The organism is Rhodococcus sp. EPR-157, from assembly GCF_001647195.1.
Lineage (GTDB): Bacteria > Actinomycetota > Actinomycetes > Mycobacteriales > Mycobacteriaceae > Rhodococcoides.
The window spans coordinates 1-25371 of sequence record NZ_LVCV01000556.1; the positions used below are offsets into that span (position 1 = coordinate 1).

Genomic DNA, 25371 nt, shown 5'->3' on the forward strand with positions numbered 1-25371 from the left:
GAATCGCCGAGGCGACCCTGGGAGATCGCTACGGCATCGACTGGAAGGACATGCGGGAGGATTACCGCAACATTCGCACACACATCGCCCGCGTCGTCAGCGGTTGCGAGGGTTACGAGGTCAATGTGCGTCGGCCCGGCGGCTTCATTCTTCCGCACCCGCCGCGGGACTCACGGACGTTCGAGACACCCTCGGGCAAAGCAGAATTCACATCCTCGCCCATCGATGTTCTGCACGTTCCCGACGGGCACCTGCTGTTGCAGACCCTCCGCAGTCACGATCAGTTCAATACGACTATCTACGGACTGAGCGACCGGTATCGCGGTATCGAGGGCGGCCGCCGCGTCGTCTTCGTCCATCGCGAGGACATCGCAGCGCTGGGCTACCGTGACGGCGACTTCGTGGACCTGGTGACGAAGTGGGATGACGACGATGTCGACCGGAGTGCGTCGAACTTCCGCATCGTCGAGTACGACACTCCACGCGGGTGCGCAGCGGCGTACTACCCGGAAACCAATCCTCTGGTGCCGCTCGATTCCACCGCGACGGACAGCAACTGCCCGACGTCGAAGTCCGTTGTAATACAACTGGTTCCGGCCGGTACCTCGGCAGTCGCCGAGAAGAGCGGACACCAGGACGAGATGCGTTCGGACGAAGGCCACAAGAAGCACCCGCAGCCGCATCACCTCAGTTAGGCCCTCCGGCCCAGTGCGGTGAGGCCCTCCGGCCCACTGGCGCGGTTAGGTGCACCCCAGTGCACTCAACCGCGCCACTGATCAGACAAGCGAACGTCCCTGCTTGATCCTGGTCCGGACGTCCCACAGCAGAATGTTGAACGGCATGTTCCGGATCACCTGGGGCGTGAACCTGTTCACCACTGCGAGGCCGCCCATCAGCCGATCGAAACGCCTTTGCTTGACCGGATCCCACGGCAGTTCCATCTCGTCGCGGAACCGCTCGGGCAGGAATCCTGCGGTCACGAAGCGCATGAACGGGCCGATGAACGGATGTAGGACTTTCGGTTTGACGAACGTCGCCGACGCGATGCCGTAGAGGTACTTTCGGATGGTCGGGTCGATGTGCACGTCGTTCAGTGCTGTGTTCCAGTACTTTTCGAACGTGACGCGGTCGGACGGCCACATGTCGCGCGGCATCTGCAGCGTCGAACCCAACACGTGGCATCGCTGATACATCTCGTCGAGAGATTCCGCATCCGGTTTGCCGTACAACGCGTTGTGGACGTCCTCGAACCCTCGGTACAGACATGCCGCGACCCACAGCTGCAGGTTCGGATCGAAGGCGTTGTACTTCACCGGACTGTCGGAGGTGGACTTCACCGAAGCGTGCGAACGATTTGTTGCCTTGCGGTACGCGGCTTTGACGTCGTCCTCTCCCATCCCCGCTACCGCCAGATAGGACAGCGTCGTACGAGTTCTCTTCACCGGATGCCGGTTGATCTGGCCGCTCTCGACCGTGCTCTCGTACACCCCGTACCCGACCGCCGGATGCGCCAGCTGCATGATCACGTTGGCACCGCCGGCGAGCAGACCGACACCCGTCATCGATTTCCGGAGTAGTTCGTTGTCGACTGCCATGGCGAATCCTTCTGATCGGATATCTGCATACGTTCGTGTACAGATGACGTTAGGTGAGTCCGACGAACGATGTCAAGATGTTGTCCATGCCCGAATCACCCCGGACCTACGGCGGAGTCGACGGCTCGGCCCGGGTCGCCGAACGGCGTCGCATGCTCGTCGAGGCGGGTCTCGACCTGCTGGGAACGACCGAACCCGAGCTGACTGTGCGAGGTGTGTGCCGCCGATCCGGAGTCGCCTCGCGGTATTTCTACGAAAGCTTCGCCGACAAGAACGCGCTGATGGAAGCCGTGTACGACCGGGTCATCGGTGACATCACGACGACCGCCCTCGCCGCAGTCTCCGCGTCGGCCGACACCGAACGCGAACGCGTCCACGCCGCAGTCCATGCCATCGTTCGATCGGTCGCCGAGGATCCACGCCGCGGGCGTGTGTTGTTCTCGGCGACGTTGAGCAACGACGTCCTGGCCGCGAAACGAGCCGAGTCGACGAAGATGTTCGCGGCCCTTCTTGCCGCCCAGGCCAACCAGTTCTACGGCACCTCCGCGAACCGGCAGCAAGCTCTCACAACCCATTTCGTCGTAGGAGGTTTCGCACAGGTACTGACGGCGTGGCTCGGCGGCGAACTCGATCTCGACGAGGGTGCCGTTGTCACCCAGTGCACGGATCTGCTGCTGGCCGCCGCTCCTTACGCGTCGCCCTAGTGGCGCGGCAATGCGCGCTCTGGTGCACTCAACCGCGCCACTGGGGCCGGAGGCACCAGTGGCGCTAGGACCGAAGTCCCACCCGCTCGCGGTAGGCGACCAAATGCTCCGCCCCGTCCGCGAACTGCCGACCCATCAGCTCACCGGCGGCATCGACGTCCCCGCGCGCGAAGGCGTCGATCAACGCGTCGTGACCGGCGACGGCTTCTCGACCCCACGACTCCGACGCCGAGTACAGCTTGGTCGGCGTGTAGCGAATCGCACCGTAGAGGAACCACGCCAGCTTTCGCCCGCCCGCGACTCTGTTGACGAACCGGTGGAATTCGAACACGCACGTCTCGACTGCATCGGGATTTGCGTGCACGACGGCCTCACGAAGCCGAGCATTGAGACCTGTCAGCTCTTCGATCTGCGACTCGGTGATCACTCGTGCCGCTCGGCGGGCCAGCTTGCTCGCGATGGCGCCCTGCAGCCAGAAGATGTCCTCGATGTCGTCACGGTCCAGCTCCCCGACGCGGTAGCCGCGATTGGGCACCTGCTCGACGAGACCCTCCCCACGCAGGGACACCAGCGCCTCCCGCACCGGCGTGGCACTGACACCCAGTTCCACAGCCGTGTCGTCGATCCGCACGAACACGCCGGGTCGTAGCACCCCGGACATGATCTGGCTGCGGATATGCGCGGCAACGTCCTCGGACAACTGCGGTCGACGCCTCAGCCCTTTCACCGCCGGCCCTTTCACCGCCGGACCCTCCGTCGCCAGTTCCGGTGCCGTCACAGCCCGTAGGTCTTGCCGATGATGTCGCGCTGAATCTCGTTGGTACCGCCGTAGATCGACGACACCAGCGTGGTTCGAACGTGCTTCTCCATGTCGAACTCGGTGGCGTAGCCGTACCCACCCATCATCTGCATGCCCTCGAGCGCGACCTTCTTGGCCGTCTCGGTGAGCTTCAGCTTCGCCATGGACGCTTCCCGAGGGAACAGCTTGTCGGGGTTCTCGTCGACGAGCCGGGCGACGTGATAGACCAGCAATCGACCGCATTCGCTCTCGGTGGCGAGGTCCGCAACCCGGTGTCTGAGGGCCTGAAAAGTTCCGACTGGCCGGCCGAACTGCTTACGTTGGGTGATGAACTGGAGAGTGTCGTCGAATGCTCTCTGCGCGGTCCCGAGCATCATCGCCGCCAGAATCAATCGCTCGATGTTGAGCCCGGTCATGAGCTGCGACCACCCTTGACCTTCGACTCCGACAACCGCATCCTCGGGCAGTACGCAGTCGGTGAAGTAGAGGTCGTTGACCTCCTTGCCGCCCATCGTGTCGATCCCGACGATGCTGAGGCCGTCCACATCGGCGGGCACATCGAACATCGTCATCCCCCCGTGCTTGCCCTCACCGCGGCCAGTTCGGGCCACCAACAAGATCCGGTCCGCGAAGTGCGCGTTGGAACACCACGTCTTCTGGCCGTTGATCAGCCACCCGTCGCTCGTCTTCTCGGCGCGGCAGCTCAGATTTCCGACATCCGAACCGGCCTCCGGTTCGGACATCGAGATCGAGTAGCTCTTGCCGGCGACGATTCCGCCGAGCACTGCGTCTTTCTGCGTGGGGGTACCGAACTTCTCGTACGCGGCTCCGGTGATGAGCGTGGGTCCGATTCCGCCGATCGGAGCCATTCCCTTCGCCGCCTGTTCGAGAAGAATGCACATGTCGACCGTGCTGCCATCGGCGCCGCCGAACTCCTCGGGGATCGTCGCCCCGAGCCACCCCAGTTCGGCCATCTTCTCGTAGAGGGCCTGGTTGTGCGAGTGCGTGCCGTGTTCGGTGAGCGCATCCCGCTGTTCGCGGGTCCCTGCCTCCCGCGCGCAGAATGCTGCGACGGCCTTGGCGAACGACGCTTGTTCCTGGGTGAAGTCCGTACTCATGGTTGCTCCAGACGGTAGAGGGATCCGTCGGTGCCCATAGGGGTTGTCATCGACAGGTCACGACGCATAGTGTGAGCTTCACAACAGTAAATCACATCAAATATATGTGATGCGATGTATCGGACTGATCGAAATACCGAGCCTGCGGAGGATGCACACCCATGACGGACCAGGTCGTAGAGATAGAAGCTCGCACCTTCGACAGCCTCGATCCACGGACGGGCACAGTGCTCGCCAGCTACCCCATCGACGGCGAGACCGAGGTTCGTGCGGCAGTCGAACGCGCCCGATCCGCGGCCAGATGGTGGGACGTCCAGGGCTTCACCGGTCGCAAGCGGTGGCTTCTCGAGTTCAAGAGCGCCATCGCCAAGGACGCCAAGAGCCTCGCCGACGTCATCGCCGCCGAGAGCGGCAAGCCGGCCGAGGACGCGATGCTCGAGGTCATGTTGGGCGTCGAACACATCGACTGGGCTGCCCGAAATGCAGAGAAGGTGCTCAAACAGCGCAAGGTGTCCTCCGGCCTCATCAGCGCGAACCAGCAGGCATTCGTCGGCTACCGGCCATTCGGAGTCGTAGGCGTGATCGGACCGTGGAACTACCCGCTCTACACACCGATGGGGTCCATCGCGTACTCGCTCGCGGCGGGAAACACCGTGGTGTTCAAGCCGAGTGAGCTCACCCCGGGCGTCGGAGTCTGGCTTGCCGAGAAGTGGAATTCGCTCGCCGCGGCGCATCCGGTGTTTCAGACCGTCACCGGCGACGGGTCGACCGGGACGGCACTGTGCACCGCAGGCGTCGACAAGATCGCATTCACCGGATCGACCGCGACAGCGAAGAAAGTCATGGCCACGTGTGCGGCATCGCTGACTCCACTTGTCGCTGAATGCGGAGGCAAGGATGCCATGCTCGTCGGCGCCGACGCGGATATCGACGCGGCCGTCGAGTTCGCGACGTTCGGCGCCATGGGCAACGCCGGTCAGACATGCGCGGGAGTGGAACGCATCTACGTCGCAGCACCGGTGTACGACGCCTTCGTGAACAAGCTCACGACATCGGTGAAAGCACTGAAACCCGGTGGCGCGGCTACCTCGTCGTATGGCCCGATGACGCTCGGCAAGCAGAGCGACATCGTCCGGTCGCAGATCGAGGACGCCCTTGCCAAGGGAGGGCGCGCGGTACTGGGTGGACTGGAATCGCTGCACGGTCCGTACATCGACCCGGTCATCCTGACAGACGTGCCGGAGAACTCGACCGCCATCACCGAGGAAACGTTCGGACCCACTGTGGTGGTGAACAAGGTCCGCGACCTCGACGAAGGTATCGAGCGTGCGAACGCGTCGTCGTACGGTCTCGGCGCGTCGGTGTTCACCAAGGACACAGCTGCGGGCCGCCGTGCGGCAGACAAACTCGACTGCGGTGTCGTCACCGTCAACTCGGTTCTCGGATTCGCTGGAATCCCTGCCCTTCCGTTCGGCGGTACCGGCGACTCCGGCTTCGGTCGAATCCATGGCGCCGACGGTCTCCGTGAATTCAGCACCGTCAAATCCCTTACCGTACAGAAGTTCGCGGCACCCCTGAACTTGCTGACCATGCAGCGCAAAGCACGCGATCTGAAGATCTCCGCGCTCATGCTCAAGCTGCGGCACGGCCGAGGCTGACGACATGGACATCACGCCGAAAAGAGGCCGCTACGGCTGGCTTCGACGCATCGAAGAGCTGGACCCGGTGGCGGACTGTCACACTATCCACCGCATCACCGCAGGCTACGAGTTCCCGTGGGACTACACGCGGTCGCTCGAGTTTGCACTGTTCCGAACCTATTGTGTGCCCAGCATTTCCGAGCTTCTCGAAAAGACCGGCGAATTTCGGGACCGTCCACAGAAGCGGTACGACGACACCTCGCTTCTGATGGCCGAGATGCTCGAACACGGGTACGACTCCGAACGTGGCCGCGAGGCGCTTCGCACGGTCAATCGAATGCACGGGAAGTACGCCATCGACAACGACGACATGCTGTACGTCCTGACCACGTTCATCTACGAACCGATCGACTGGATCGACAGCTACGGATGGCGCAGGTTGCACCCGAACGAGCGCCTCGCGGCTTTCCACTTCTACCGTGAAGTCGGAATCCGGATGGGTATCAAGAACATTCCGGAGTCTTTCACCGAGTTCGCGAAGTTCAAGCTCGACTACGAGGAGCGCACGTTCCGCTTCACCGAGGACAACCACAAGGTCGGCACGTACACCCTCGAGCTGTTCTGCTCGTGGTTCCCCACGGCCATGCACCCAGCGGTACGACAGGGTGTCTACGCGCTGATGGACGACAGGATGGCCTCCGCCTTCGGCTTTCCCGCCGGCTCCCCCGGCCTGAGGCGCATGGCCGATGCAAGCTTGCGGTTGCGAGCACGAGGCGAGCGCTTCCTGCCTACGCGTAAACACTCGCGCAGCACCGACGACGCCAAGAACAAGACCTACCCCGGCTACCCGGGCAACTACCGTCCGAAGGACCTGGGCGCCCTGAACTGCCCCTACTCGTCGGAGACGTCAGCCGAAAGCCTTACCCGCCCAGCCGTCGAGCACCCCGCGAAACTCTGACGACAGGGGCAGCGGAACGTTGATGTCGAGGCCGGTGGCCGGCAACGGCCCCAACTCCGCAAGCATGTGCGACGCGTTGATCAACCGCGCGTAGTCGACGTCGGTCCCGGCGAGCGCGTCGAACAGTCGGTCCGTCTGCCCGCACGAGACGTTGAGATCCTTCTCGGAGCACGTCAGCAGCACATCGGTACCCGGTGGAAGAGTCTGCGCCACAGCCGCCGGATCCACCGCGTCCGCTTCGGCAAGGAACTGCGCGTTGCTTCCACTGAACCCGACCGCGGCCAGCACCTCGTCGTCCGGATAGGGCAGCGAACGCCCCGCACGCAACGCGGCGATAGTCTCGTCCAGACGGCCACGCAGTCCATCGGCGTCAGCCGGGAGGAGCTGCCCCGAGGCGACGGCCGCGTCGAAATTGCGGTTCAGCTGTGCATGAAGAAGATCGAAGTATCGAAGGGACAGCGGCGCGAGCAGTCCGAGCTTTCCGATATCGGGGATGCGTTCGGTCAGTGCCAGCGCGGTGAGGCCACCTTCGCTGTGTCCGAACACCGCGAAGTCGTCGCCGCGAATTCCGGTGTGGTCGGTGAGGAATTCGGCTGCGGCTTGGGCTCCGTCTACCTGCTCGATGAAACTGGGCGGGTCGGCCGGGTCGAAGCCGGTTCGTCCGCTTCCGACCTTGTCGAAACGCAACGTGGTGACGCCACGTTCGGCCAGTACCTCGGCGACGTACGCGAGCGTGTTCGGCGTGATGCCGCCGTCGACGTAGTTGCCGTTGCGATCGATCGGCCCACTGCCCGGGAGTATCAGCGCGGCGCCTCGACGTTCACCGACCGCTTCGCGGATGCTTCCGTAGTAGGTGGTCCCGTCGGACTCGAATTCGATCTCGCTGTCGGCCGCTGCATCGGGTGACCACGGGACGTTGATCGGCGCGGCATTCGCAGTCGCACCTCCCACCGCCACGAGCAACGCGACGGACAGCCCCAGGACCTTCTTTCGGGTCAGCATCATATGACGCATGCTAACAATTCGACTTGACCAAAGCATTACCTAAGCAAGCGGTATCGTTCATTGAAATGCTCATGACAAATTCAGGAGGCCAGTGATGGCGGGTGGACTCGTTGCCTTGTTGGACGACGTTGCCGCGCTCGCGCGACTCGCAGCGGCCTCGATCGACGACGTCGGGGCAGCAACGGGCAAGGCGACGGCCAAGGCCGCGGGCGTCGTGATCGACGACGCCGCGGTAACGCCGCAGTACGTACGCGGCCTCGCCGCCGAACGGGAACTGCCGATCATCAAGCGCATAGCGATCGGCTCGCTCCGCAACAAGTTGCTGATCATCCTCCCGATCGCACTGTTGCTGAGTCAGTTCCTCCCCTGGCTCTTGACGCCGATCCTGATGCTCGGCGGCTGCTACCTCGCGTACGAGGCAGTCCACAAGATCTGGGGTGTCATCTTCGGGCACGGCGCACACCATGCAGAGGCCGCCGACGAGCCCAAGGACGAGGACAGCGTCGTCTCCGGTGCGGTGCGCACCGACCTGATCCTGTCGGCCGAGATCATGGTCATCGCGTTGGATACGATTGCATCCGAGGGCTTTTGGAATCGGCTGATCATTCTTGCGGTCGTCGCTGTCGTCATCACCATCGTCGTGTACGGCGTCGTCGGACTGATCGTGAAGATGGACGACATCGGACTTCGCCTCGCGGAGAAATCGTCAGGGATAGTCGAGAAATTCGGTCGCGGTCTGGTCAAGGCGATGCCGAAGGTCATGTCGGTTCTCAGCGTCGTCGGCACCGCCGCGATGCTGTGGGTGGGTGGCCACATCCTTCTCGTCGGGATCGACGAACTCGGATTCCATCCGCTCTACGAACTGGTCCACCACGGTGAAGAGGCCGTACGCGACATCGCCGGAATCGGTTCGATCCTTGCGTGGATAGTCAACACGCTCGCGTCGGCGTTGCTGGGTTTGATCGTCGGCGCCCTGGTCGTCGTCGCGCAGCTGGGTGTAACCAAGATTCTCGACAAGCGAAGAGCTGCCGCTCACTGACCCATCAGAGTTGTGAGCATCAGCTGACGCACCCGACCCGCCGGGCCAGGCGAGAGATCGAAGTGTACGAGGCGGCCCATGTCGAATACCAACCCCAGGGCCGCGTGCACCAGGAACCTCGCCTGCACCGCCGTGATGTCGGGGCGCGCGTCGCTGAGCAGTTGCGCCCACTTCTCGATGTTCAACCGCTGCAGATTGCGCAGCGCGGAACGCTGTTCCTTGGGCAGATTGCCGATCTCCGCGAAATACACGGCCATGAGTTCGCTTCGCTCGAAGGACAACTCGAGATACAGATCGACGAGAGTCTCGATCGCATCCTCGGTAGTCGTCGACTGCGCGAACGCCTCGTCGAGCGCCACCGTCAACCCGTCGCTTGCGCGTTGGAACGCGGCGGCAAGAAGATCGGACTTGCTGGCGAAGTACCGGTACACGCTCGACGCGTTGATTCCTGCGGCGGCACCGATGTCCTCGATACTCACGCTGTGGTAGCCGTGGCGATAGAACAGCCGAATTGCCTCGTGAAGCAACTCTTCTCTCTTCGACTCGTATCCGCCGGTGGATATATCCGCCGGTGGACCATCGGTGAGCTCCGGCAAATTCACTGCTAGAACGCCACGAACCGTGGACAGCAGCAGCGATTCGATCTGCTTGGCGGACAATACCGACCGATGCGCGGTGATGCTGGCGACCACACTGATCGCAGCGGCCGCAACGGTCGACGCGTCCGCCTCCGATAGTTCCGGACGCAACTGCATCAGCGGAGTGCGAACACGCTGGTTCAGTATCGTGACCGAGCGCCGCAGCGCGAGCCGGTCCGCGGGAGCGAGGTAGCGCCCCTCCCATCGATACAACCCACCGGTACGTCGATTGTCGATGGTGGTGTCGATGATCGCCATCATGACGGCGTCGAGCCGTTCGCGCGGATCCTCGGAATCGAATTCGAGATCTGTTGCAGTGAGCAATGTTCCGGAGAGCCCCATGACCGTGTGCACGAACAGCGCGTACTTCGTCGGAAAGTGTCGATACAGCGCGGGCCCCGAGATATCGAGTGTTGCCGCGATGTCGTCGATCCCCACGGCGTGATACCCGCGTTCGCTGAATGCCTCGGCCGCGGCGGTCAGGATCTGAGCTTTACGATCCTTGGGCCGCCGGCGGGGGGCAGGAGTGGAGCCTGCGGAATGACCGGGCAGGGCAGGAGTGGAGCCTGCGGAATGACCGGGCAGGGCAGGAGTGGAGCCTGCGGAGTGATTCGAGGTTATCCCACATCCGGCATCGGTCATGGTTCCACCTCTCTCGTTCGCCACCTGCGCCCCTCGGCCAGGTTACCCGCAGACCATTGCTTCATCGTCGACCGCAAAGTATGTCTCGGCGAATGTACTCGCACGAGTTCGATGAATGTCATGGATTCCTTGACATCAACGATGATTCGAGTGCTAAGTTAGCGGCAATTCGCATATCGCTCGTGTTCGCGTTGATCGCACAACATCGCACAACTCCGACCGAAACGGCTGCACCATGACAGCTCCAGGACTTCGAACCGAACTCTCCGACGGCATTCTCCGCGTCACCGTCGATCGACCGTCGCATATGAATGCGCTCGACGACGCCACGTGCGCAGCGCTGATCGCGGCATTCGAGTTCGACGACGTTGATGTTCGCGTCGTAGTGCTCACCGGTAGCGGAGGCTCCTTCAGTACCGGCGCCGACGTCGTCGAACTTGCTACCGCCACACCCGCCAGCGACGCCGAGGCGCGGCAGGCAGCCGAACATACGATGCACCGTGCAGGAGCATTGGCCCGCGCGATCACCAGTTGCCCGGTGCCCGTCATTGCGCAGGTCAACGGCCCGGCAGTCGGGATCGGTGCGTCGATGGCATTGGCATCGGACTTGATCTACGCGAGCGAGGACGCATATTTCCTGTTCGCCTTCAGCAAGATCGGTCTCATGCCCGACGGGGCGAGCAGTCTGCTCGTTCCGGCGGCGATCGGACGCGCGCGAACCAACGCGCTCATGCTTCTCGCGGAGCGGATGCCGGCCGAGGAGGCATTCGCAGTCGGCCTGATCAACGACGTTCTGCCCGCCGACGAGCTCGGAACCCGCGTCGACGCGGTGGCCGCGAGGCTCGTCCGTAGCCCTCGGCGAGCCCTCGAACTGACCAAGAGATCCATCACCGATTCGACGCTGGCGCTTCTCGACGATGCGCTGCGCCGAGAAACCGAGGGACAGATCGAATTGCTTACATCACCTGAGTTCATGCAGCGGGTAGCTGCACTCGCGTCGCCGCAGAAGAAGGGGGCATGACCGTGTTGTACGAACCACAGCGTTCTCGCCGCAACAACTGGAACAACCAGGTACGACGCCACGCGCTGATGCAGCCGGATGCCGTCGCCCTGCGCTTTCAGGGCGCGTCGACATCCTGGTCGGAGTTGTCCGATCGTGTCGATCGATTTGCCGGCGTCCTGAGCCGACGAGGGGTCGGCTTCGGCGACCGCGTACTGATTCTGATGCTCAATCGCCCCGAGTACCTCGAGGCTGTGCTGGCAATCAATGCGTTGGGCGCACTGGCGGTTCCGGTGAACTTCCGCATGACACCGCCCGAGGTCGCGTTCCTGGCACAGAACAGCGGCTCGCGCCTCCTCGTCACCGACGAGACACTGTCACCGCTCGCCGATGCCGTAGTCGCACAGGTGGATTCCCTCACCGAGAAGATAGTCGTCGGCAAGGAGTACGAGGCTCTTCTCGCCGACTCCGAGCCTGCGGAGCCCGTGGACGTCCCGGACGACGCCCCCGCGCTCATCATGTACACCTCGGGTACCACCGGCAGGCCGAAGGGCGCCGTCCTGACGCATGCCAACATGCAAGCCCAAGCATTGACCTGCATTCGGGCGCTGCAGATGCACGGAATCGACGAGGTCGGATTCTGCGCGTCACCGATGTTCCACATCGCCGCTCTCGGCAGCTTGGCGCCGAGCCTGCAACTGGGTATCCCGACCGTCGTGTATCCGGTCGGCGCATTCGATCCGGCAACCCTCCTGGACGTGCTCGCCGCCGAGCGCGTCACCACATTGTTCTTGGTTCCCGTGCAGTGGCAGGCCATGTGCGCCGAGCAATCACGCAACCCTCGAGACCTGAACCTGAGAGTCATTTCGTGGGGTGCGGCCCCGGCGTCGGACACCGTGCTCGAGGCCATGGCCGCGACGTTCCCGAATGCACAGAACGTGGCGGTGTTCGGCCAGACCGAGATGTCGCCCATCACCTGTGTGCTCGACGGCGAGGATGCTCTACGCAAACTGGGTTCGGTAGGGCGCGTCATCCCCACGATTGCGGCACGCGTCGTCGACGACGAGATGAACGATGTCGCGCCCGGCGAGATCGGTGAAATCGTCTATCGCGGGCCGACTCTGATGCAGGGATACTGGGAGAACCCGGACGGCACCGCCGACGCGTTCCACGGCGGCTGGTTCCACTCCGGCGATCTGGTCCGTCAGGACGACGAGGGGTTCGTGTTCGTCGTCGATCGCAAGAAGGACATGATCATCTCGGGCGGTGAGAACGTCTACTGCGCCGAGGTCGAAAACGTACTGTTCGGGCATCCACGCATTCTCGAAGCAGCCGTCATCGGACGTCCCGACGACAAGTGGGGCGAAGTACCGGTCGCCGTGGTAGCACTGAAGGATTCCGAAGACCTCACGTTGGACGAACTCGTCGTATGGCTCGGTGATCACCTGGCGCGCTTCAAGCACCCACGGGAGCTCGTCATCGTCGATGCGCTCCCCCGAAACGCAAGCGGTAAGGTCGTGAAGGTTGCTCTGCGTCAATCGCATTCGACCACGCCCGCCTGACCGGTGAGTTTCGAACTTCCCACCGCCACATCGCCGGCGCGCGATCTCGCGAACCAGGTCGGCGGCCTACTCGCGTTCTCGGTGACGGCATTGTCGCGGACAGTCACCACGATCTTGCGACGACGGTTGTCTCTCGAAGAGACGGTCACGCAAGCATTGTTCGTCGCACGGGTGTGCACCGTTCCGGCTCTGTTGCTGATGCTCCCGATCGGGGTACTGATCGCAGTCTCGGTCGGCTCACTCGCCGGAAGATTGGGCGCCGGTGCCTACTCCGGTGCCGTCGTCGCCTTCGTGGTCGTCGGTCAGGCTGCAGCGCTCGTCTGTGCGTTGATGCTGGCAGGAGTCGCGGGCTCGGCGATCTGCGCAGACCTGGGCTCGCGAACCATCCGCGAGGAAATAGCTGCGATGGAGGTGATGGGCCTCGATGTCGTGGAGCGTCTCGTCGTCCCCAGGCTCATCGCGTCGATGTTCGTCGCGGTGGTCGTGTGCGGCATGGTCACCGCCGTCGGCGTCGGCGCCTGCTTCTTCTATCAGGTCTTCGTCGCCGATCAATCCGCGGGTGCGTTCCTCGCCACGTTCAGCGAGTACGGGCGGGTGTCCGACTTCGTGATGGCAATGGTCAAATCGGTGTGCTTTGCGGTGACATCGACGCTGATCGCGTCGTTCAAAGGTCTGCACGCCAAGGGCGGTCCGAGCGGTGTCGCCGACGCCGTCAACGAGGCCGTCGTGCTCGCGTTCGTCATGGTGTTCGTGGTCAATACCGTTCTCTCCCAACTCTATGCGGTCGTCGTGCCCGCGGTCGGGACTTACTGATGGCCTACGTGCTGAGAGGCTCGGACAGCCTTCATCGCCTGAAGAGGCGAGGCCGCGCTGCCACCACGGCATTCGCCGAACTGGGCCGTCACATGACGTTCTTCGCCGAGACCGTCGCGGCCATTCCCTTCACACTGCGGCGGTATTCCAAGCACGTGGCGCAGCATGTGGGTGAAGTCAGCTTCGGGTACGCCTCGCTGCTCGCGGGTGGGGGAACGATCGGAATTGTCTTTGCAATGTCCGCCGTCGCCGCAATGATGGTCGGCGTCGAGACGTTCCGCGGTCTCGAGTTGATCGGGTTGACGTCGTTGTCCGGCTTGCTGTCTGCCATCGCGAACACCCGTGAACTTGCACCCGTCATCGCCAGCATCGCCCTTGCCGCCAAGGTCGGCACCGGATTCACCGCGCAGCTCGGAGCAATGCGCATCTCCGACGAGATCGACGCACTCGACTCGATGGCCGTACGTCCGATTCCCTTTCTTGCCACGACACGAGTGATCGCAGCCGTAGTCTGCATCGTGCCGATCTACATGGTCGGCCTGATCTCGACGTTCGTCGCAACACGCTTGGTGGTCGTCACATTCGGCGGCAGTTCGGCAGGAACCTACGACTACTACTTTCACCTGGCTCTCACTCCGGCGGACCTGATCTACTCGGTCGTCAAAGCCGCGGTATTCGCCATCATCGTTGCACTCGTGCACTGCTCCTACGGTTTTCACGCCTCTGGTGGTCCGGAGGGAGTCGGCCGGGCCGCCGGGCGAGCACTGCGCACCTCCATCCTCGCGATCGGAATCACCGACGTCTTCCTTACCTTCGTGCTGTGGGGAATCGTTCCCACGGTTCCTGGACTCGGTGCATCGTGACAGCTCCCCCGCGGAGGCTCGGGCCGAACCGCGCTTCCCTCGTCGTTCGCGGAATCACGGCAAGCGTGGTGATCGTCGCGGCCGCTGTCGCCGCTGTCGCCTACGGCGGTGGCGCTTTCGACCGTGGTACCGCCGTGCATGTCGATATCCCAGCTTCCGCCGGATTGCTGATCGGCGAGATCAGTGTGCAGTACAACGGGGTTCAGGTCGGAACAGTCGTCGATATCGACAGCGGTATCGAACGATCGACGGTGACGATGCGGATCGACGCCACAGATGTGCCCGCATCCTCGATGGTGCGGGTCGTACCTCGAACTCTGTTCGGAGATGTGTACTTACGGCTCGTCGACGACGGATCCGATCCCGCCCAACTTGCGTCCGGTGACGAACTGGCGATGGATACATCGACCGAGGCAGTTCAGCTGAGCGAGGTCTACCGTCGCGTCACGGGCCTGCTGGAGCGCCTCGAACCGGCCAAGGCACAGATCGCCCTCACCGAGAGCAGCACTGCCCTGCGGGGCCGGGGCGATAGTCTCGGCGCCACGATCGATCGGCTTGCTTCGCTCACCGCGGTGCTCGAACCTCGCGCACAGTCGGTCATCGATCACACTCCACAGACGCGCACACTCGCCGAGGCCCTCGCGGAGGCAACGCCCGATATCCTTGCCACCGTCGAGGCGACGACGACTCTCTCGCAGACCATGCTCGCCCGATCTCGCGGAGTCGAAAATCTGCTGACCAACGCAGCAACACTTGGCAATTCGGCGTCGATTGCCGCCCAGGAGAACACGTCGAACTCGATCACAGTGATCCACAACGGTGCACCGGTGCTGAGGACAACCGCGGAGAACTCCTCGGGGCTGGGCGCGACCCTCGACATGTTCGAGCCGTTCGGAGCGGCCGGTGCGAGGATCTTCGCGAGTGGCCGGTTCGACATCACCGCTGTCCCCGACTTCTCCTCGCCGCTACCGTATACCGCTGCGCACTGCCCGAAGTACCCCGGACTCGACGGTCCGAATTGCGCGTTGGCCGAAATTCAGGACACCGCAACCACAACCCCGCAACCGTTGAATCCGGCCAGCACGATACTGCTCGCTCCCCTGCTCCGCGGCACGGAAGTGAGGATCCGGTGACCTCGCTACGACGCCCACTGTTCGCACTCATGGCATTCACGACGGCCGGGATTCTGTCCACGATCGTCGTCACCAACACGCTCAGTGTCCCGGTGGCCGGGGACACGACGACACACACAGCCGAGTTCACCGGAGTCGAAGGATTGCGTGCCGGCAACGACGTCACCCTCGCGGGGGTCAGGATAGGCAAGGTCGGCGGCGTGGAATTCACCACCGTCGGTTCACGATCCACTGCCGTCGTCACGTTCGACGTCCAGAAGTCGGTGCCGATCGCCGCCAACGTCACCGCCGCGATTCGGTACGGCGACATGCTCGGCGCACGGTACCTCGCCTTGGTGACTCCGGATGATCCGGCCGGAACACTCGACGATGGCGACAGCATTCCGATCGATCGCACCTCACCGCCGGTAGACCTGACTGCGCTGGTGAACGGCTTCAAACCCCTGTTCGACGCCATCGAACCGGCACAGGTCAATGCGTTGGCTCGCTCCATCACGGATGCATTCAGCGGCGAGGCAGCAACCGTCGACTCGCTGCTTCGCCATATCGCGTCCGTCACGAATGCCCTGGCAGACAACGAACAGGTTCTGAACGATCTGATCACCGACCTCGATTCGGTTCTACAGGTGATGGATTCGCGCGGAGGCGACATCACCCGACTGATCATCGGGCTGACCGAGATGAGCCAGGTCGTCGCCGACCGAAACGCCGCCGTGATCACCGTGCTCGACGACGGCTCCGGCGCGGTACATGCTCTTGCCGACCTCCTGACGAGCACATCCGATTCGCTCGACCGGACCGTCACCGATCTGACCGCGACCACTCGTTCATGGATTCCCGAGACAGCGCAATTCGATCGGACCATGACGGTGCTCCCCGAACTGGCACAGTCGATCAACCATTTGGGTGACTACGGCGGCTGGCTGAATCTGTACACCTGCAATTTCACCCTGAAGGCCGGTGATGCCGAGGTGAACATCTTCGGCGGCACGCACACGGAGATCTGCCGATGAGTACCGCACGTCTCGGGTCGATCGGAATTGTGGCTGTCATTGCACTTCTTGCATCCGCCCTGCTTGTTCCGCAAGGATGGTATCTGGTTCGAACCAGTTCCTACACAGCTCAATTCGCCCACGCAGGAGGATTGGCGGCATCCGATCCGGTGTTCGTCGCCGGTGTCCCTGCGGGTCGCGTCGACAGCATCGACCTTGCGGGCGACCACGTCGACGTGCACTTCCGACTCGACCGCGACCGCACGCTGGGGCACCGCACCACCGCCGCTGTGAAGCTCAGGACCATCCTCGGCAAGCGGTATCTCGACGTCGTCCCCGACGGCACCGGGTCCGTCGGCGACAACAGCACCATTCCGACCGAGCGCACCTCCGTCCCCTACTCGCTCGACGACATCGGCGCAAAGGTTCAGTCGGTCGCCACCGAACTCGACGTCACAGCGCTCGCGTCGATGGTATCCACCCTGCGCGAGACAGTGCCCTCGGATCGTGCCGTCGTGTCCGACGCGCTCACCGGCGTCAGCGCCGCCTCGGCGATGTTGGCACGCAACGACGAGAAGATTGCCCGTCTGCTCGAAGCCGCGACATCGCTCACCACGTCGGTCGCGGCCGAAAGCGAATCGATCGGCATACTGCTCGGCAACGCGCGATTGGTTCTCGAGACGTTGTCGGATAGGCGAAATGCCATCAGCGCCCTGGTGACCGACCTGCGCACGGTTGTCGAATCGGCGACGGTCTTCCTCGATGGCAACGCCACCGAACTCGATGAGCTTCTCATCGACATGCGCTCTGTCACCGACACACTCGACCGAAACGGACGCAACATCGACACTCTGCTGACGACGCTCCCAGCTGGGCTCCGAGCCGTCACCGATGCCACCGGAAACGGGAACTGGGTCGATGTCTCGGCCCCTGCCGGGCCGCTGCCCGACAACCTGCTCTGCGCACTGGGCATATTCGACGGTGACCCAGCAGGCTCCGCTCCCGGGATGCAGGGGTGCAGCGGATGAAGATTCTCGCAGCCCTCGTCGCCGTCGGGTCCGTTGTCAGCGCCTGGTTCGTCTTCTTCGCCTCCGACGACAGCATCACCGTCACAGCGGATTTTTCCTACATCAACGGAATCTACCCGGGCAGCCCCGTGCATGTTCTCGGTGTTCCGGTCGGCACGGTGGATGCAGTCGACCCTCAGGGAACGTCGGTCCGAGTCACGATGAGCGTGGCCTCCGGAGTCGACATCCCAGCGGATGCGGGAGCGTTCGTCATGAATCCGTCGGTAATCAGTGACCGTTTCGTAGAACTCGGGCCCGCATACCGGGGCGGTCCGACTCTGGGCGAGGCGGTGATCCCCGTCGAGCGCAACCGCTCACCGATCAACTGGGATCAGCTCTTGGAGAGCGTGAACACCGTCGCCAGCGCCCTCGGCACACAGCCCTCCGCAGGCTCGAGCGGGATCGGGTCCGCACTGGACATCGTCGCCGACGGGACTGTGGGCCTCGGGCCGGAGATCAACGATGCCATCGGCAACATCTCACGAGCGACAGCCGTGGTCGGCGGAAACAGCGAGGAACTCGGCAGCCTCATCGACAACATCGACCGACTGATCGGTGCCGTCGCCTCCCGTCAAGGCGCCGTCGAGTCGGTGACCGATTCCCTGTCGCAGCTGGGTGCTGAGATACAGCAGCAGGACCTCGACATCGGCGAACCCATCGCGCAACTGCGCTCGATGTTCGATCACCTCGACCGTCTGTTGGTCGACCGGGGCGAAGACCTCCGTGCGGTGCTGCAGAACGCCAGCACACTGACCGGGCAGTTCGCCGCCCAGGATGCACAGTTCGCCGAACTCGTGGACCTGCTTCCGCTCATGATGGAGAACATCGGCAACACCATCGGCGATGACCAGCGCGCTCGAATCCGGTTGAACGTCTCGACCGACCTGGACCAGTTCGCCGTCGCCGTCCCACTGTGTCGTGAACTGGCGTTGCCGATATGCACCGGAGCGGGTATCACCAATCCGATCTCTGTTCCGATCAGCACCTCGAATCCACTCGGGCTCGCGCAGTTGTTGGGAGGAGGGCGATGAGACAGTTGGTCCCACTGATCGCGAGTTGCCTCCTTCTCTCCGGATGCGGTCTCGGACTCGGCCAGCTACCCATCGGCCGATCGGCCGAGGGCGACGATTATCACGTCGTCGCGAATTTCCCTCGCGCCGACCGCATCCGGCTCGGCACCGAGGTCAGGGTCGGCCAGCAACTGGTGGGACGGGTACACGACCTGTCGACGGACGGCACCCACGCGCTTGTCGGACTGAGTCTGTCCCGGTCGGTTCCACTACCCGCCGACGTGACCGCCTCGCTCGAATTGCCGTCGGCACTGGGGGAACCCTATGTACGGCTGACGCTTCCGCAGGATCCTGCCCAGCACACGTTGACCGACGGTGCTGTTCTCGACAACACCGCCATCGGACCGGAACTCGAATCATCTCTCGCCACTCTGGGTCTGGTCCTCAACGGCAGCGGACTCGACCAGCTCCAGACGGTCATGACCGAGATCAACAACGCTTTCGGTGGCCGCGGCCCGGAGATTCGCGACCTTCTGCGCAGCGCCAACAGAATTGCCGCGAACGCAGCTGATCACCAAGGCGAATTCGATCGGGTACTTGCCGCGGCGGGGGCGGTGTCTGCGACGCTGGCGGACAACAGGGCTGCGCTCGACACCGGTCTCACGGTGGCTGCGCCGACGATGGAGTTGCTCGTACGCCAGCGAGACCACATTGCCTCGATTCTCGAGTCCACCTCGTCGTTGGCATCGTCGGCGCAGGATCTGTTCGTGGACGATCAGGATCGACTCACGACGGGCGTGCACGATCTCGCCGACATCGTGAATTCGATTCAGGGATTCAACGATTCGGTGACTCCGACGCTCGCCAACATGAACCAGTTCATCGACGGTTTCAACGGCGCAGTCCATGGCGACTACCTCGTCTTCGACGGCGCCCTCGACCTACCGGAGACGGTCGGAGAGCTGATGACGGGCGGACGCGTCGCCGACGTTCCCGCGACACTGCAGGAACTGCTCGTGCCGGGGGGACCCGCATGAGCAGGGGCGTGCGGATTCAGCTGGTGTTGTTCGTCGTCACTGCTGTCCTCGCTGTGGTCGTCGGCAGCAACTATGCGCTCGGCTCGCAGTCTCTTCGCGGATCGATCGACGTGGTCGCACCGATGACCGACGCGATGAACCTCGGCGTCGGCGCGGGCGTCACGTATCGCGGTGTCGCGGTCGGCACGATCACCGACATCTCTGTGACGCCACACGGCGCGAATGCCCATCTCGCGCTGGATCCAGACACACGGATACCCGTCGGATCGACGGCGAAGGTCACCACCAGCAACGCACTGGGAATCATGAGCCTGGACATCATGCCCAGCACCGCGGATGGTCCGTTTCTCGCAGACGGCGACACACTCGACGTCCCGCCCGAGCTTCACCCGCTACAGCTGGACGAATTGTTGACGCAGATGGCAACGCTCGCCGACTCGATCGACCCCGAGTCCATCACGACTCTGAGCGAGACCGTCGGAACCGCGCTCACCGGCACGGGCGCCGCGCTGAATCAACTGTTCGACGACGTGCACACGCTCGGTCTCCTGCTCGAGTCCCACGCCCCGGCGCTCGCGAACATCGTCGATTCCTCGCTGCCGATGCTCGACGCCGCCGCGGCACAGGCGGACGGCGTCGCCGGCGCGGCCGCAGCGACACGGGACGTCACTCAGCAGCTTCTCGCGCAGCAGCCGTCCTTGATCTATCTCGTGGATCGATCACCCGACGCGCTCCTCGCAACCAGTCGACTGCTCGACGACACGCGCGGGACCGTCGGCGCGTTGATGACCAACCTCGTGACCGTCACCGATGCGCTCGGGGACCGCACACCCGCGCTGTCTGCATTCCTGACGACCACGCCGGAAACTCTGGAGAAGCTGACGTCCATCGTGCACGGCGACCGTGGAGATTTCACGCTCGTGGCCACCCAGGGCCCGGTCTGCTGGTACGACACCGAGCGCCGAACCGTCGGCGACGAATCTCCGCGCGATCCCGACCTGTCGCTCTACTGCCCACCCGGGGACGACCTCGCGCAGCGAGGTTCTGCGAACGCCCCACGACCGAACGATCTCGGTCTATCGGGCGCGACCTCGCCGGGCAACGTCACCGGGCCACCTGTCGTCGACGATCCCCTTCTCATCCCGACCGGGGTGGAGGCGCTCGACTACTGGAAGAAGCTCCTGGAAGGAGTGCAGAAGTGACCGTACGGAAGATCGTGGCCGCGCTCGTGATCCTTGCTCTCGCAACCGGTGTGGCCGTTCTCGGCTACCTCCACCTGGGAGACCGCAAGCTCGACGACCTACGGGCGACGGCATTGGCGTCGGCGACGCAGTTCACCGAGGAACTCGCGACGTACGACTTCGACGACTCGGGCGCAAACCTCGACCGCGTCACGGCCGTATCCACCGACGAGTTCGCGCAGACGTACCGCGACGTGTCCGGGAAACTTCAGGGGTTGCTGACGAGCGGGCAGGGCTCCTCGACGGGACACGTTGTCACCGCAGGGATCGTCGAAATGGACGACCGAAATGCACTCGTCGCGGTGTTCCTCGATCAGGAGGTCCGCAACCTGTCGGTACCCGACGGCCGCACCGATTCCTCGCGCATGGTGATCGGTCTCGAGCGCGTCGGCGATCGATGGTTACTTGCCTCAGCGGAGCCCCGGTGAGACGGCTGCGAGGACGGACAGTGACATGATCGCAGGCCTGCCGAGAAGGCCGAAGTGCTGGTCGGGGCACACCCCCAATCACAAAGCACGTAGCCTGACTGAGAAGGTACGGTGGCTCCAGTTCGAATGACATGCGTGTCGTTCGAAAAGATTGTCGGAGCCACCAGGCACGATGCAAGAGGGTCCCGACCATGTCACCAAAGCGACGGGTCACCACTATCGAGGAGATAAGGCCATGGCTTTACCAGTATTGACTCCGGAACAGCGCACCGCGGCTCTGGCCAAGGCTGCCGAGGCGCGCACCGCCCGGTCGAAGCTGCTGGCCGCCGTCAAGTCCGGCGAGCTCAGCGTCGCTGACGTTCTCGCGAAGGCCGAGAACGACGAAATCGTCAAGAAGACCAAGGTGTCCGCCCTGATCAAGGCACTTCCGGGTGTCGGTTCGGTGCGCGCCGCACAGCTGCTCGAGCAGCTGTCCATCGCAGATACCCGCCGCATCGGCGGCCTCGGCGCGAACCAGCGCGAAGCGCTGCTGGCGGCCGTCGCGTCCTGATACAGGGCTTGTGCGGTACAGGTCACACTCGACGGGGCTAGCATTTCCCCATGAACGTCGAAGTGACCCTGCTGCCCGGGATCGGGGTGCGGAAAGATTTCGCCCTCGCATCCGGGCGCCGCATCGGAGTCATCACCCGTAAGGACGGCGCGAACGAGCTCATCGTGTCGCGCAAAGATGACCCTGACGCAACACAGGCGTCCATCACCTTGAGCAATGAGGAAGCGGCGGCGCTGGGCAATCTGCTCGGCACGCCGCAACTCATTGCTCAACTCGGGGAAGAGCATCGCGATCTCCCCGGCATCAACACCCGCCAGCTCCCGATCCGCGAAGGTTCGCGGTACGACGGTCGAGCTCTCGGCGACACCACCATGCGCACCAGAACCGGCGTTTCCATCGTTGCGGTGATGCGCGCGGGTCAGGTGCAACCATCACCAAAACCGGACTTCACGCTTATTGCAGGCGACTTGCTGGTCGCTGTCGGCACAGCCGACGGTCTCGACGCAGCCACCAAAATTCTCGGCAACAACTGAGACGGACGGGGCGAGAAGAGACGGGGTCGACCGATGGCGGAGAGCGCACTTGCGTTGACCGAGCTCGGCGCAGTGTTCTTCGCACTCGGAATCCTCGCGCGCGTCGCCGGCAAGATCGGCGTCTCACCGATCCCGTTCTACCTACTCGGCGGACTTGCCTTCGGCAACGGTGGTGTCCTCACGCTCGGTGGCATCGACGAATTCACCGAACTTGCCAGCGAAATCGGTGTCGTCCTGCTCCTTCTGCTCCTCGGGCTCGAATACACCGCCACGGAACTCGTCACCGGCCTCCGGCGATCGTGGATGGCGGGAATTGTCGACATCGTTCTCAACTTCACACCGGGAGCCGTCGTCGGCCTGATGCTCGGGTGGGGTGGCGTCGGAGCGCTGGTTCTCGGCGGCGTCACGTACATCTCGTCCTCCGGCATCGTCGCCAAGGTCCTCACCGATCTCGGACGGCTCGGCAACCGTGAAACACCGGTGGTGCTGTCGATCCTTGTGTTCGAGGACCTGGCGATGGCCGTGTACCTGCCGATCCTGACGACAGTGCTTATGGGGGCCGGTCTACTCGGTGGGCTCGAAGCCCTCGCTGTCTCGCTGCTGGTGGTCACCATCGTGCTGGTGGTGGCGCTACGGTACGGCAGATTCGTCTCGGCACTGCTGGACAGCCAGGACCGCGAAGTGATGCTGCTCAATGTCCTCGGTGCGGCGCTGCTCGTCGCCGGCATCGCGTCCGAACTACAGGTGTCCGCGGCGGTGGGTGCATTCCTCCTTGGAATCGCGATCTCCGGGTCGACGGCCATGAACGCCACCCGTGTGCTCGAACCCCTGCGTGATTTGTTCGCGGCGATGTTCTTCGTCGTGTTCGGCCTGGCAACCGACCCGGCGACCATCCCCCCGGTCCTGGGCTGGGCTATCGTGCTCGCCGTCGTCACCACGTTCACCAAGGTGCTGACTGGAGCCTGGGCGGCGGGGCGTCAGGGGATCGGGCTGCCTGGCCGTCTGCGAGCGGGCGCAGCGCTGGTCGCGCGCGGCGAGTTCTCCATCGTCATCGCGGGCCTCGCGGTCGCCGCAGGGGCGGTCGAAGGCGAATTAGCTGCATTGGCCACCGCCTACGTGCTGCTCATGGCGGTACTGGGGCCGGTGGCAGCGCGCGTGGTGGAGCCGCTGGCACGGACGGTCATCGGCCCGAAGCCCTCCCTATGAATGCGGCGTCACGCCGATCGCATCCATCCGCTCTCGGGGCGCCGCCTGCATGGCACACCACCCGTGTGATTTGCTGACCGATATGACTCAGCGGCGTCGCTCTTCATCGGAAGGCGAATCCGCTCTGCGCCGACGCCCACAGCTGTCCGAGGACGTCGCAAACCATGTTCGGCACATGGTCATGTCCGGCGAAGTTCTTCCGGGTAGCTACATCAGGCTCGACGAGACTGCAGCCGAGCTCGGGGTCAGCGTCACCCCGGTGCGGGAGGCACTACTGACACTGCGCGGTGAGGGGATGGTCGAGCTGGTCCCGCACCGCGGATACGTCGTGTCGCCGCTGACCCCGGAAGACATCGTCGACATCTTCTGGTTGCAGGGGCAGATTGCCGTCGAACTCGTACGGCGTGCGGCCCCGAAAATTACCGCCGAGGTGATTTCGGAGCTCGAATCGTTCAACGCATCTCTGTCCGCCGCGGTCGAGAAGGGGCAGGCAGAGGAAGTCGAGTTCAGCGAGTTCGAGTTCCACCGGGTGCTCAACCGGCTCACCAACGCGAACAAGCTGGCGTGGTTCCTCAACAACGCGACCCGGTATACGCCGACGCGGCTGTACGCGTCCGATCCGACGTGGGGGCGAGCGGCGGTACGAAATCACGAGGAGCTGATCGAGGCACTCCGCATCGGCGACGTCGAGCGGGCGTGCACGCTGATGCGGCAGCAATTCACCGACGGAGCCGAGAGGCTCATCGCCCACCGCGGGGCTTAGTCGCAGAAACAGAGAAAAAGCCAGTGGCGGCTCCGCCGCCGAAAGCCAGAGGCGGCTCCGCCGCCAGTGGCACGGTTAAGTGCATTGGAGTGCACTCAACCGCGCCACTGGGCGCGGAGCGCCCCTACCGAACTTGCAGTCAGCGCAAGGAATCCGGGGCGGTGAAACGCTCACCGTACTTCGCTGCGAGCTCGTCGGCACGCTTGACGAACCCTGCCTGACCACCCTTGTAGCCGACGACGTACTGGTGCACGCCACCGGTCCAGGCGGGGTAGCCGATGCCGAAGATCGAGCCGATGTTGGCGTCAGCGGTGGTGTTCAGGACACCCTCGTCGAAGCACTTCTGGGTCTCGATGGCCTCGATGAACAGCATCCGCTCGATGAGGTCTTCGAACGGAACGTCCGCCGAACCCGACTTGAAGGCATCGCGCAGTCCGGGCCACAAGCCGGTGCGCTTGCCGTCCGCGTACTCGTAGAAGCCCGCACCCTTCGTCTTCGATGGACGCTCGAACTCGTCGACCATCTTGTCGATGACCGCACCCGCCGGATCCTCGGGAGGGGTCTGACCCGCAGCAACGAGCGCGTCGTAGGTCTCCTTGCGAATCTTCTGCATCAGGTTGAGCGTCAGCTCGTCGGACAGCTGCAGCGGCGCTGCCGGGTATCCGGCCTGCAGACCTGCCTGCTCGATGGTCGCCGGCTCGACGCCCTCACCGAGCATCGCGATGGCCTCGTTGATGAACGTGCCGATGACGCGCGAGGTGAAGAATCCGCGACTGTCGTTGACGACGATCGGGGTCTTCTTGATGAGCTGCACCAGGTCGAATGCCTTCGCCAACGCGGCGTCCGACGTCTTGTCGCCGCGGATGATCTCCACGAGCGGCATCTTGTCGACGGGCGAGAAGAAGTGGATCCCGATGAAATCTTCCTGACGCTTCACACCCTGAGCGAGGCTCGTGATGGGCAGCGTCGAGGTGTTGGAACCGAGCAGCGCGGTCGGATCGACCAGATCCTCGATCTCCTGGAAGACCTTCTGCT

The 25371-nt window shown here is 63.6% G+C and carries 26 protein-coding genes; 20 read left to right on the forward strand and 6 right to left on the reverse strand.

Annotated features, from left to right (window positions below):
- The coding region (locus A2J03_RS24505) for a molybdopterin dinucleotide binding domain-containing protein (RefSeq protein WP_331712396.1) at positions 1-695 on the forward strand (695 nt) is incomplete at its 5' end.
- Between the two features lie 81 nt (positions 696-776).
- Here A2J03_RS24505 and A2J03_RS24510 read toward each other — a convergent pair.
- Positions 777-1595 (reverse strand): oxygenase MpaB family protein, encoded by an 819-nt coding sequence (locus tag A2J03_RS24510; protein WP_068379249.1) that lies wholly within the window; start codon positions 1593-1595, stop codon positions 777-779.
- Positions 1596-1681: 86 nt separating this feature from the next.
- Here A2J03_RS24510 and A2J03_RS24515 point away from each other — a divergent pair, with 86 nt between their 5' ends.
- Entirely contained in the window at positions 1682-2299 is a 618-nt protein-coding gene (locus tag A2J03_RS24515) for a TetR/AcrR family transcriptional regulator (protein ID WP_068379302.1), read from the forward strand.
- A 64-nt stretch (positions 2300-2363) separates the two neighbouring features.
- Here the strand turns inward: A2J03_RS24515 and A2J03_RS24520 are convergent, their stop codons facing one another.
- Positions 2364-3077, reverse strand: coding sequence for a GntR family transcriptional regulator (locus A2J03_RS24520; RefSeq protein WP_269455244.1), 714 nt, complete (start codon positions 3075-3077; stop codon positions 2364-2366).
- Positions 3074-4216 carry an acyl-CoA dehydrogenase family protein gene (locus A2J03_RS24525; RefSeq protein ID WP_068379252.1) on the reverse strand — a complete coding sequence of 381 codons (1143 nt, stop codon included), beginning with the start codon at positions 4214-4216 and terminating at the stop codon, positions 3074-3076. The genes A2J03_RS24520 and A2J03_RS24525 overlap by 4 nt, the downstream gene beginning before the upstream one ends.
- A gap of 161 nt (positions 4217-4377) precedes the next feature.
- Here A2J03_RS24525 and A2J03_RS24530 point away from each other — a divergent pair, with 161 nt between their 5' ends.
- Positions 4378-5874, forward strand: coding sequence for an aldehyde dehydrogenase family protein (locus A2J03_RS24530; RefSeq protein ID WP_068379255.1), 1497 nt, complete (start codon positions 4378-4380; stop codon positions 5872-5874).
- Positions 5875-5878: 4 nt separating this feature from the next.
- Positions 5879-6814, forward strand: coding sequence for an oxygenase MpaB family protein (locus A2J03_RS24535; RefSeq protein ID WP_068379259.1), 936 nt, complete (start codon positions 5879-5881; stop codon positions 6812-6814).
- Here A2J03_RS24535 and A2J03_RS24540 read toward each other — a convergent pair.
- Complete coding sequence (locus tag A2J03_RS24540; protein ID WP_082898067.1) at positions 6764-7819, reverse strand: alpha/beta hydrolase; 1056 nt, start codon at positions 7817-7819, stop codon at positions 6764-6766. The genes A2J03_RS24535 and A2J03_RS24540 overlap by 51 nt on opposite strands.
- A gap of 94 nt (positions 7820-7913) precedes the next feature.
- Here A2J03_RS24540 and A2J03_RS24545 point away from each other — a divergent pair, with 94 nt between their 5' ends.
- Positions 7914-8858 (forward strand): DUF808 domain-containing protein, encoded by a 945-nt coding sequence (locus A2J03_RS24545; protein WP_068379262.1) that lies wholly within the window; start codon positions 7914-7916, stop codon positions 8856-8858.
- Here A2J03_RS24545 and A2J03_RS24550 read toward each other — a convergent pair.
- Positions 8852-10138, reverse strand: coding sequence for a TetR/AcrR family transcriptional regulator (locus tag A2J03_RS24550; RefSeq protein WP_082898068.1), 1287 nt, complete (start codon positions 10136-10138; stop codon positions 8852-8854). The genes A2J03_RS24545 and A2J03_RS24550 overlap by 7 nt on opposite strands.
- Positions 10139-10373: 235 nt before the next feature.
- Between A2J03_RS24550 and A2J03_RS24555 the strand changes: the two genes are divergently transcribed.
- The 15 genes from A2J03_RS24555 (at position 10374) to A2J03_RS24625 (ending at position 24336) form a co-directional block, all read left to right on the forward strand.
- Positions 10374-11159, forward strand: a complete 786-nt coding sequence (locus A2J03_RS24555) for an enoyl-CoA hydratase-related protein (protein ID WP_068379265.1) — start codon at positions 10374-10376, stop codon at positions 11157-11159.
- Entirely contained in the window at positions 11156-12700 is a 1545-nt protein-coding gene (gene fadD5, locus A2J03_RS24560) for a fatty-acid--CoA ligase FadD5 (RefSeq protein ID WP_068379268.1), read from the forward strand. The genes A2J03_RS24555 and fadD5 overlap by 4 nt, the downstream gene beginning before the upstream one ends.
- Before the next feature lie 3 nt (positions 12701-12703).
- The gene (locus A2J03_RS24565; RefSeq protein ID WP_068379271.1) at positions 12704-13513 is read left to right on the forward strand and encodes an MlaE family ABC transporter permease; all 810 of its coding nucleotides are present in this window, start codon (positions 12704-12706) and stop codon (positions 13511-13513) included.
- Positions 13513-14376, forward strand: a complete 864-nt coding sequence (locus A2J03_RS24570) for an MlaE family ABC transporter permease (RefSeq protein ID WP_082898069.1) — start codon at positions 13513-13515, stop codon at positions 14374-14376. The genes A2J03_RS24565 and A2J03_RS24570 overlap by 1 nt, the downstream gene beginning before the upstream one ends.
- Positions 14373-15509: an MCE family protein gene (locus A2J03_RS24575; RefSeq protein ID WP_068379275.1), complete on the forward strand. Its 1137-nt coding sequence runs from the start codon at positions 14373-14375 to the stop codon at positions 15507-15509. The genes A2J03_RS24570 and A2J03_RS24575 overlap by 4 nt, the downstream gene beginning before the upstream one ends.
- A 29-nt stretch (positions 15510-15538) precedes the next feature.
- A complete protein-coding gene (locus tag A2J03_RS24580; RefSeq protein WP_231912703.1) occupies positions 15539-16522 on the forward strand; it encodes an MCE family protein in 984 nt (327 codons plus the stop codon).
- Positions 16519-17529: an MCE family protein gene (locus tag A2J03_RS24585; protein WP_068379281.1), complete on the forward strand. Its 1011-nt coding sequence runs from the start codon at positions 16519-16521 to the stop codon at positions 17527-17529. Before A2J03_RS24580 ends, A2J03_RS24585 begins: the two co-directional genes overlap by 4 nt.
- Positions 17526-18599, forward strand: a complete 1074-nt coding sequence (locus A2J03_RS24590; RefSeq protein WP_068379284.1) for an MCE family protein — start codon at positions 17526-17528, stop codon at positions 18597-18599. Before A2J03_RS24585 ends, A2J03_RS24590 begins: the two co-directional genes overlap by 4 nt.
- Entirely contained in the window at positions 18596-19615 is a 1020-nt protein-coding gene (locus A2J03_RS24595) for an MCE family protein (RefSeq protein WP_068379287.1), read from the forward strand. Before A2J03_RS24590 ends, A2J03_RS24595 begins: the two co-directional genes overlap by 4 nt.
- The gene (locus A2J03_RS24600; protein ID WP_068379290.1) at positions 19612-20817 is read left to right on the forward strand and encodes an MlaD family protein; all 1206 of its coding nucleotides are present in this window, start codon (positions 19612-19614) and stop codon (positions 20815-20817) included. Before A2J03_RS24595 ends, A2J03_RS24600 begins: the two co-directional genes overlap by 4 nt.
- A complete protein-coding gene (locus A2J03_RS24605) occupies positions 20814-21284 on the forward strand; it encodes a hypothetical protein (protein ID WP_068379293.1) in 471 nt (156 codons plus the stop codon). Before A2J03_RS24600 ends, A2J03_RS24605 begins: the two co-directional genes overlap by 4 nt.
- A gap of 235 nt (positions 21285-21519) precedes the next feature.
- A complete protein-coding gene (gene mihF / locus A2J03_RS24610; RefSeq protein WP_026347388.1) occupies positions 21520-21834 on the forward strand; it encodes an integration host factor, actinobacterial type in 315 nt (104 codons plus the stop codon).
- A gap of 50 nt (positions 21835-21884) precedes the next feature.
- A complete protein-coding gene (locus tag A2J03_RS24615) occupies positions 21885-22367 on the forward strand; it encodes a cation:proton antiporter regulatory subunit (protein WP_068379296.1) in 483 nt (160 codons plus the stop codon).
- A gap of 33 nt (positions 22368-22400) precedes the next feature.
- Positions 22401-23573, forward strand: coding sequence for a cation:proton antiporter (locus A2J03_RS24620; protein WP_068379299.1), 1173 nt, complete (start codon positions 22401-22403; stop codon positions 23571-23573).
- 82 nt (positions 23574-23655) lie between these two features.
- The gene (locus A2J03_RS24625; RefSeq protein WP_197480945.1) at positions 23656-24336 is read left to right on the forward strand and encodes a GntR family transcriptional regulator; all 681 of its coding nucleotides are present in this window, start codon (positions 23656-23658) and stop codon (positions 24334-24336) included.
- Between the two features lie 139 nt (positions 24337-24475).
- Here the strand turns inward: A2J03_RS24625 and A2J03_RS24630 are convergent.
- The coding region (locus A2J03_RS24630; RefSeq protein ID WP_197480946.1) for a 3-hydroxyacyl-CoA dehydrogenase family protein at positions 24476-25371 on the reverse strand (896 nt) is incomplete at its 5' end.

Excerpts from the sequence above, each read along its gene's own strand:
- A2J03_RS24570 (WP_082898069.1), top strand. The coding sequence starts at position 13,513 with ATGGCCTACGTGCTGAGAGGCTCGGACAGCCTTCATCGCCTGAAGAGG.
- A2J03_RS24535 (WP_068379259.1), top strand. The coding sequence starts at position 5,879 with ATGGACATCACGCCGAAAAGAGGCCGCTACGGCTGGCTTCGACGCATC.
- A2J03_RS24550 (WP_082898068.1), bottom strand. The coding sequence starts at position 10,138 with ATGACCGATGCCGGATGTGGGATAACCTCGAATCACTCCGCAGGCTCC.
- A2J03_RS24595 (WP_068379287.1), top strand. The coding sequence starts at position 18,596 with ATGAGACAGTTGGTCCCACTGATCGCGAGTTGCCTCCTTCTCTCCGGA.
- A2J03_RS24540 (WP_082898067.1), bottom strand. The coding sequence starts at position 7,819 with ATGATGCTGACCCGAAAGAAGGTCCTGGGGCTGTCCGTCGCGTTGCTC.
- A2J03_RS24615 (WP_068379296.1), top strand. The coding sequence starts at position 21,885 with ATGAACGTCGAAGTGACCCTGCTGCCCGGGATCGGGGTGCGGAAAGAT.
- mihF (WP_026347388.1), top strand. The coding sequence starts at position 21,520 with ATGGCTTTACCAGTATTGACTCCGGAACAGCGCACCGCGGCTCTGGCC.
- A2J03_RS24530 (WP_068379255.1), top strand. The coding sequence starts at position 4,378 with ATGACGGACCAGGTCGTAGAGATAGAAGCTCGCACCTTCGACAGCCTC.
- A2J03_RS24545 (WP_068379262.1), top strand. The coding sequence starts at position 7,914 with ATGGCGGGTGGACTCGTTGCCTTGTTGGACGACGTTGCCGCGCTCGCG.
- A2J03_RS24625 (WP_197480945.1), top strand. The coding sequence starts at position 23,656 with ATGACTCAGCGGCGTCGCTCTTCATCGGAAGGCGAATCCGCTCTGCGC.
- A2J03_RS24555 (WP_068379265.1), top strand. The coding sequence starts at position 10,374 with ATGACAGCTCCAGGACTTCGAACCGAACTCTCCGACGGCATTCTCCGC.
- A2J03_RS24600 (WP_068379290.1), top strand. The coding sequence starts at position 19,612 with ATGAGCAGGGGCGTGCGGATTCAGCTGGTGTTGTTCGTCGTCACTGCT.
- A2J03_RS24525 (WP_068379252.1), bottom strand. The coding sequence starts at position 4,216 with ATGAGTACGGACTTCACCCAGGAACAAGCGTCGTTCGCCAAGGCCGTC.
- A2J03_RS24580 (WP_231912703.1), top strand. The coding sequence starts at position 15,539 with ATGGCATTCACGACGGCCGGGATTCTGTCCACGATCGTCGTCACCAAC.
- A2J03_RS24590 (WP_068379284.1), top strand. The coding sequence starts at position 17,526 with ATGAAGATTCTCGCAGCCCTCGTCGCCGTCGGGTCCGTTGTCAGCGCC.
- A2J03_RS24620 (WP_068379299.1), top strand. The coding sequence starts at position 22,401 with ATGGCGGAGAGCGCACTTGCGTTGACCGAGCTCGGCGCAGTGTTCTTC.
- A2J03_RS24510 (WP_068379249.1), bottom strand. The coding sequence starts at position 1,595 with ATGGCAGTCGACAACGAACTACTCCGGAAATCGATGACGGGTGTCGGT.
- A2J03_RS24585 (WP_068379281.1), top strand. The coding sequence starts at position 16,519 with ATGAGTACCGCACGTCTCGGGTCGATCGGAATTGTGGCTGTCATTGCA.
- fadD5 (WP_068379268.1), top strand. The coding sequence starts at position 11,156 with ATGACCGTGTTGTACGAACCACAGCGTTCTCGCCGCAACAACTGGAAC.
- A2J03_RS24515 (WP_068379302.1), top strand. The coding sequence starts at position 1,682 with ATGCCCGAATCACCCCGGACCTACGGCGGAGTCGACGGCTCGGCCCGG.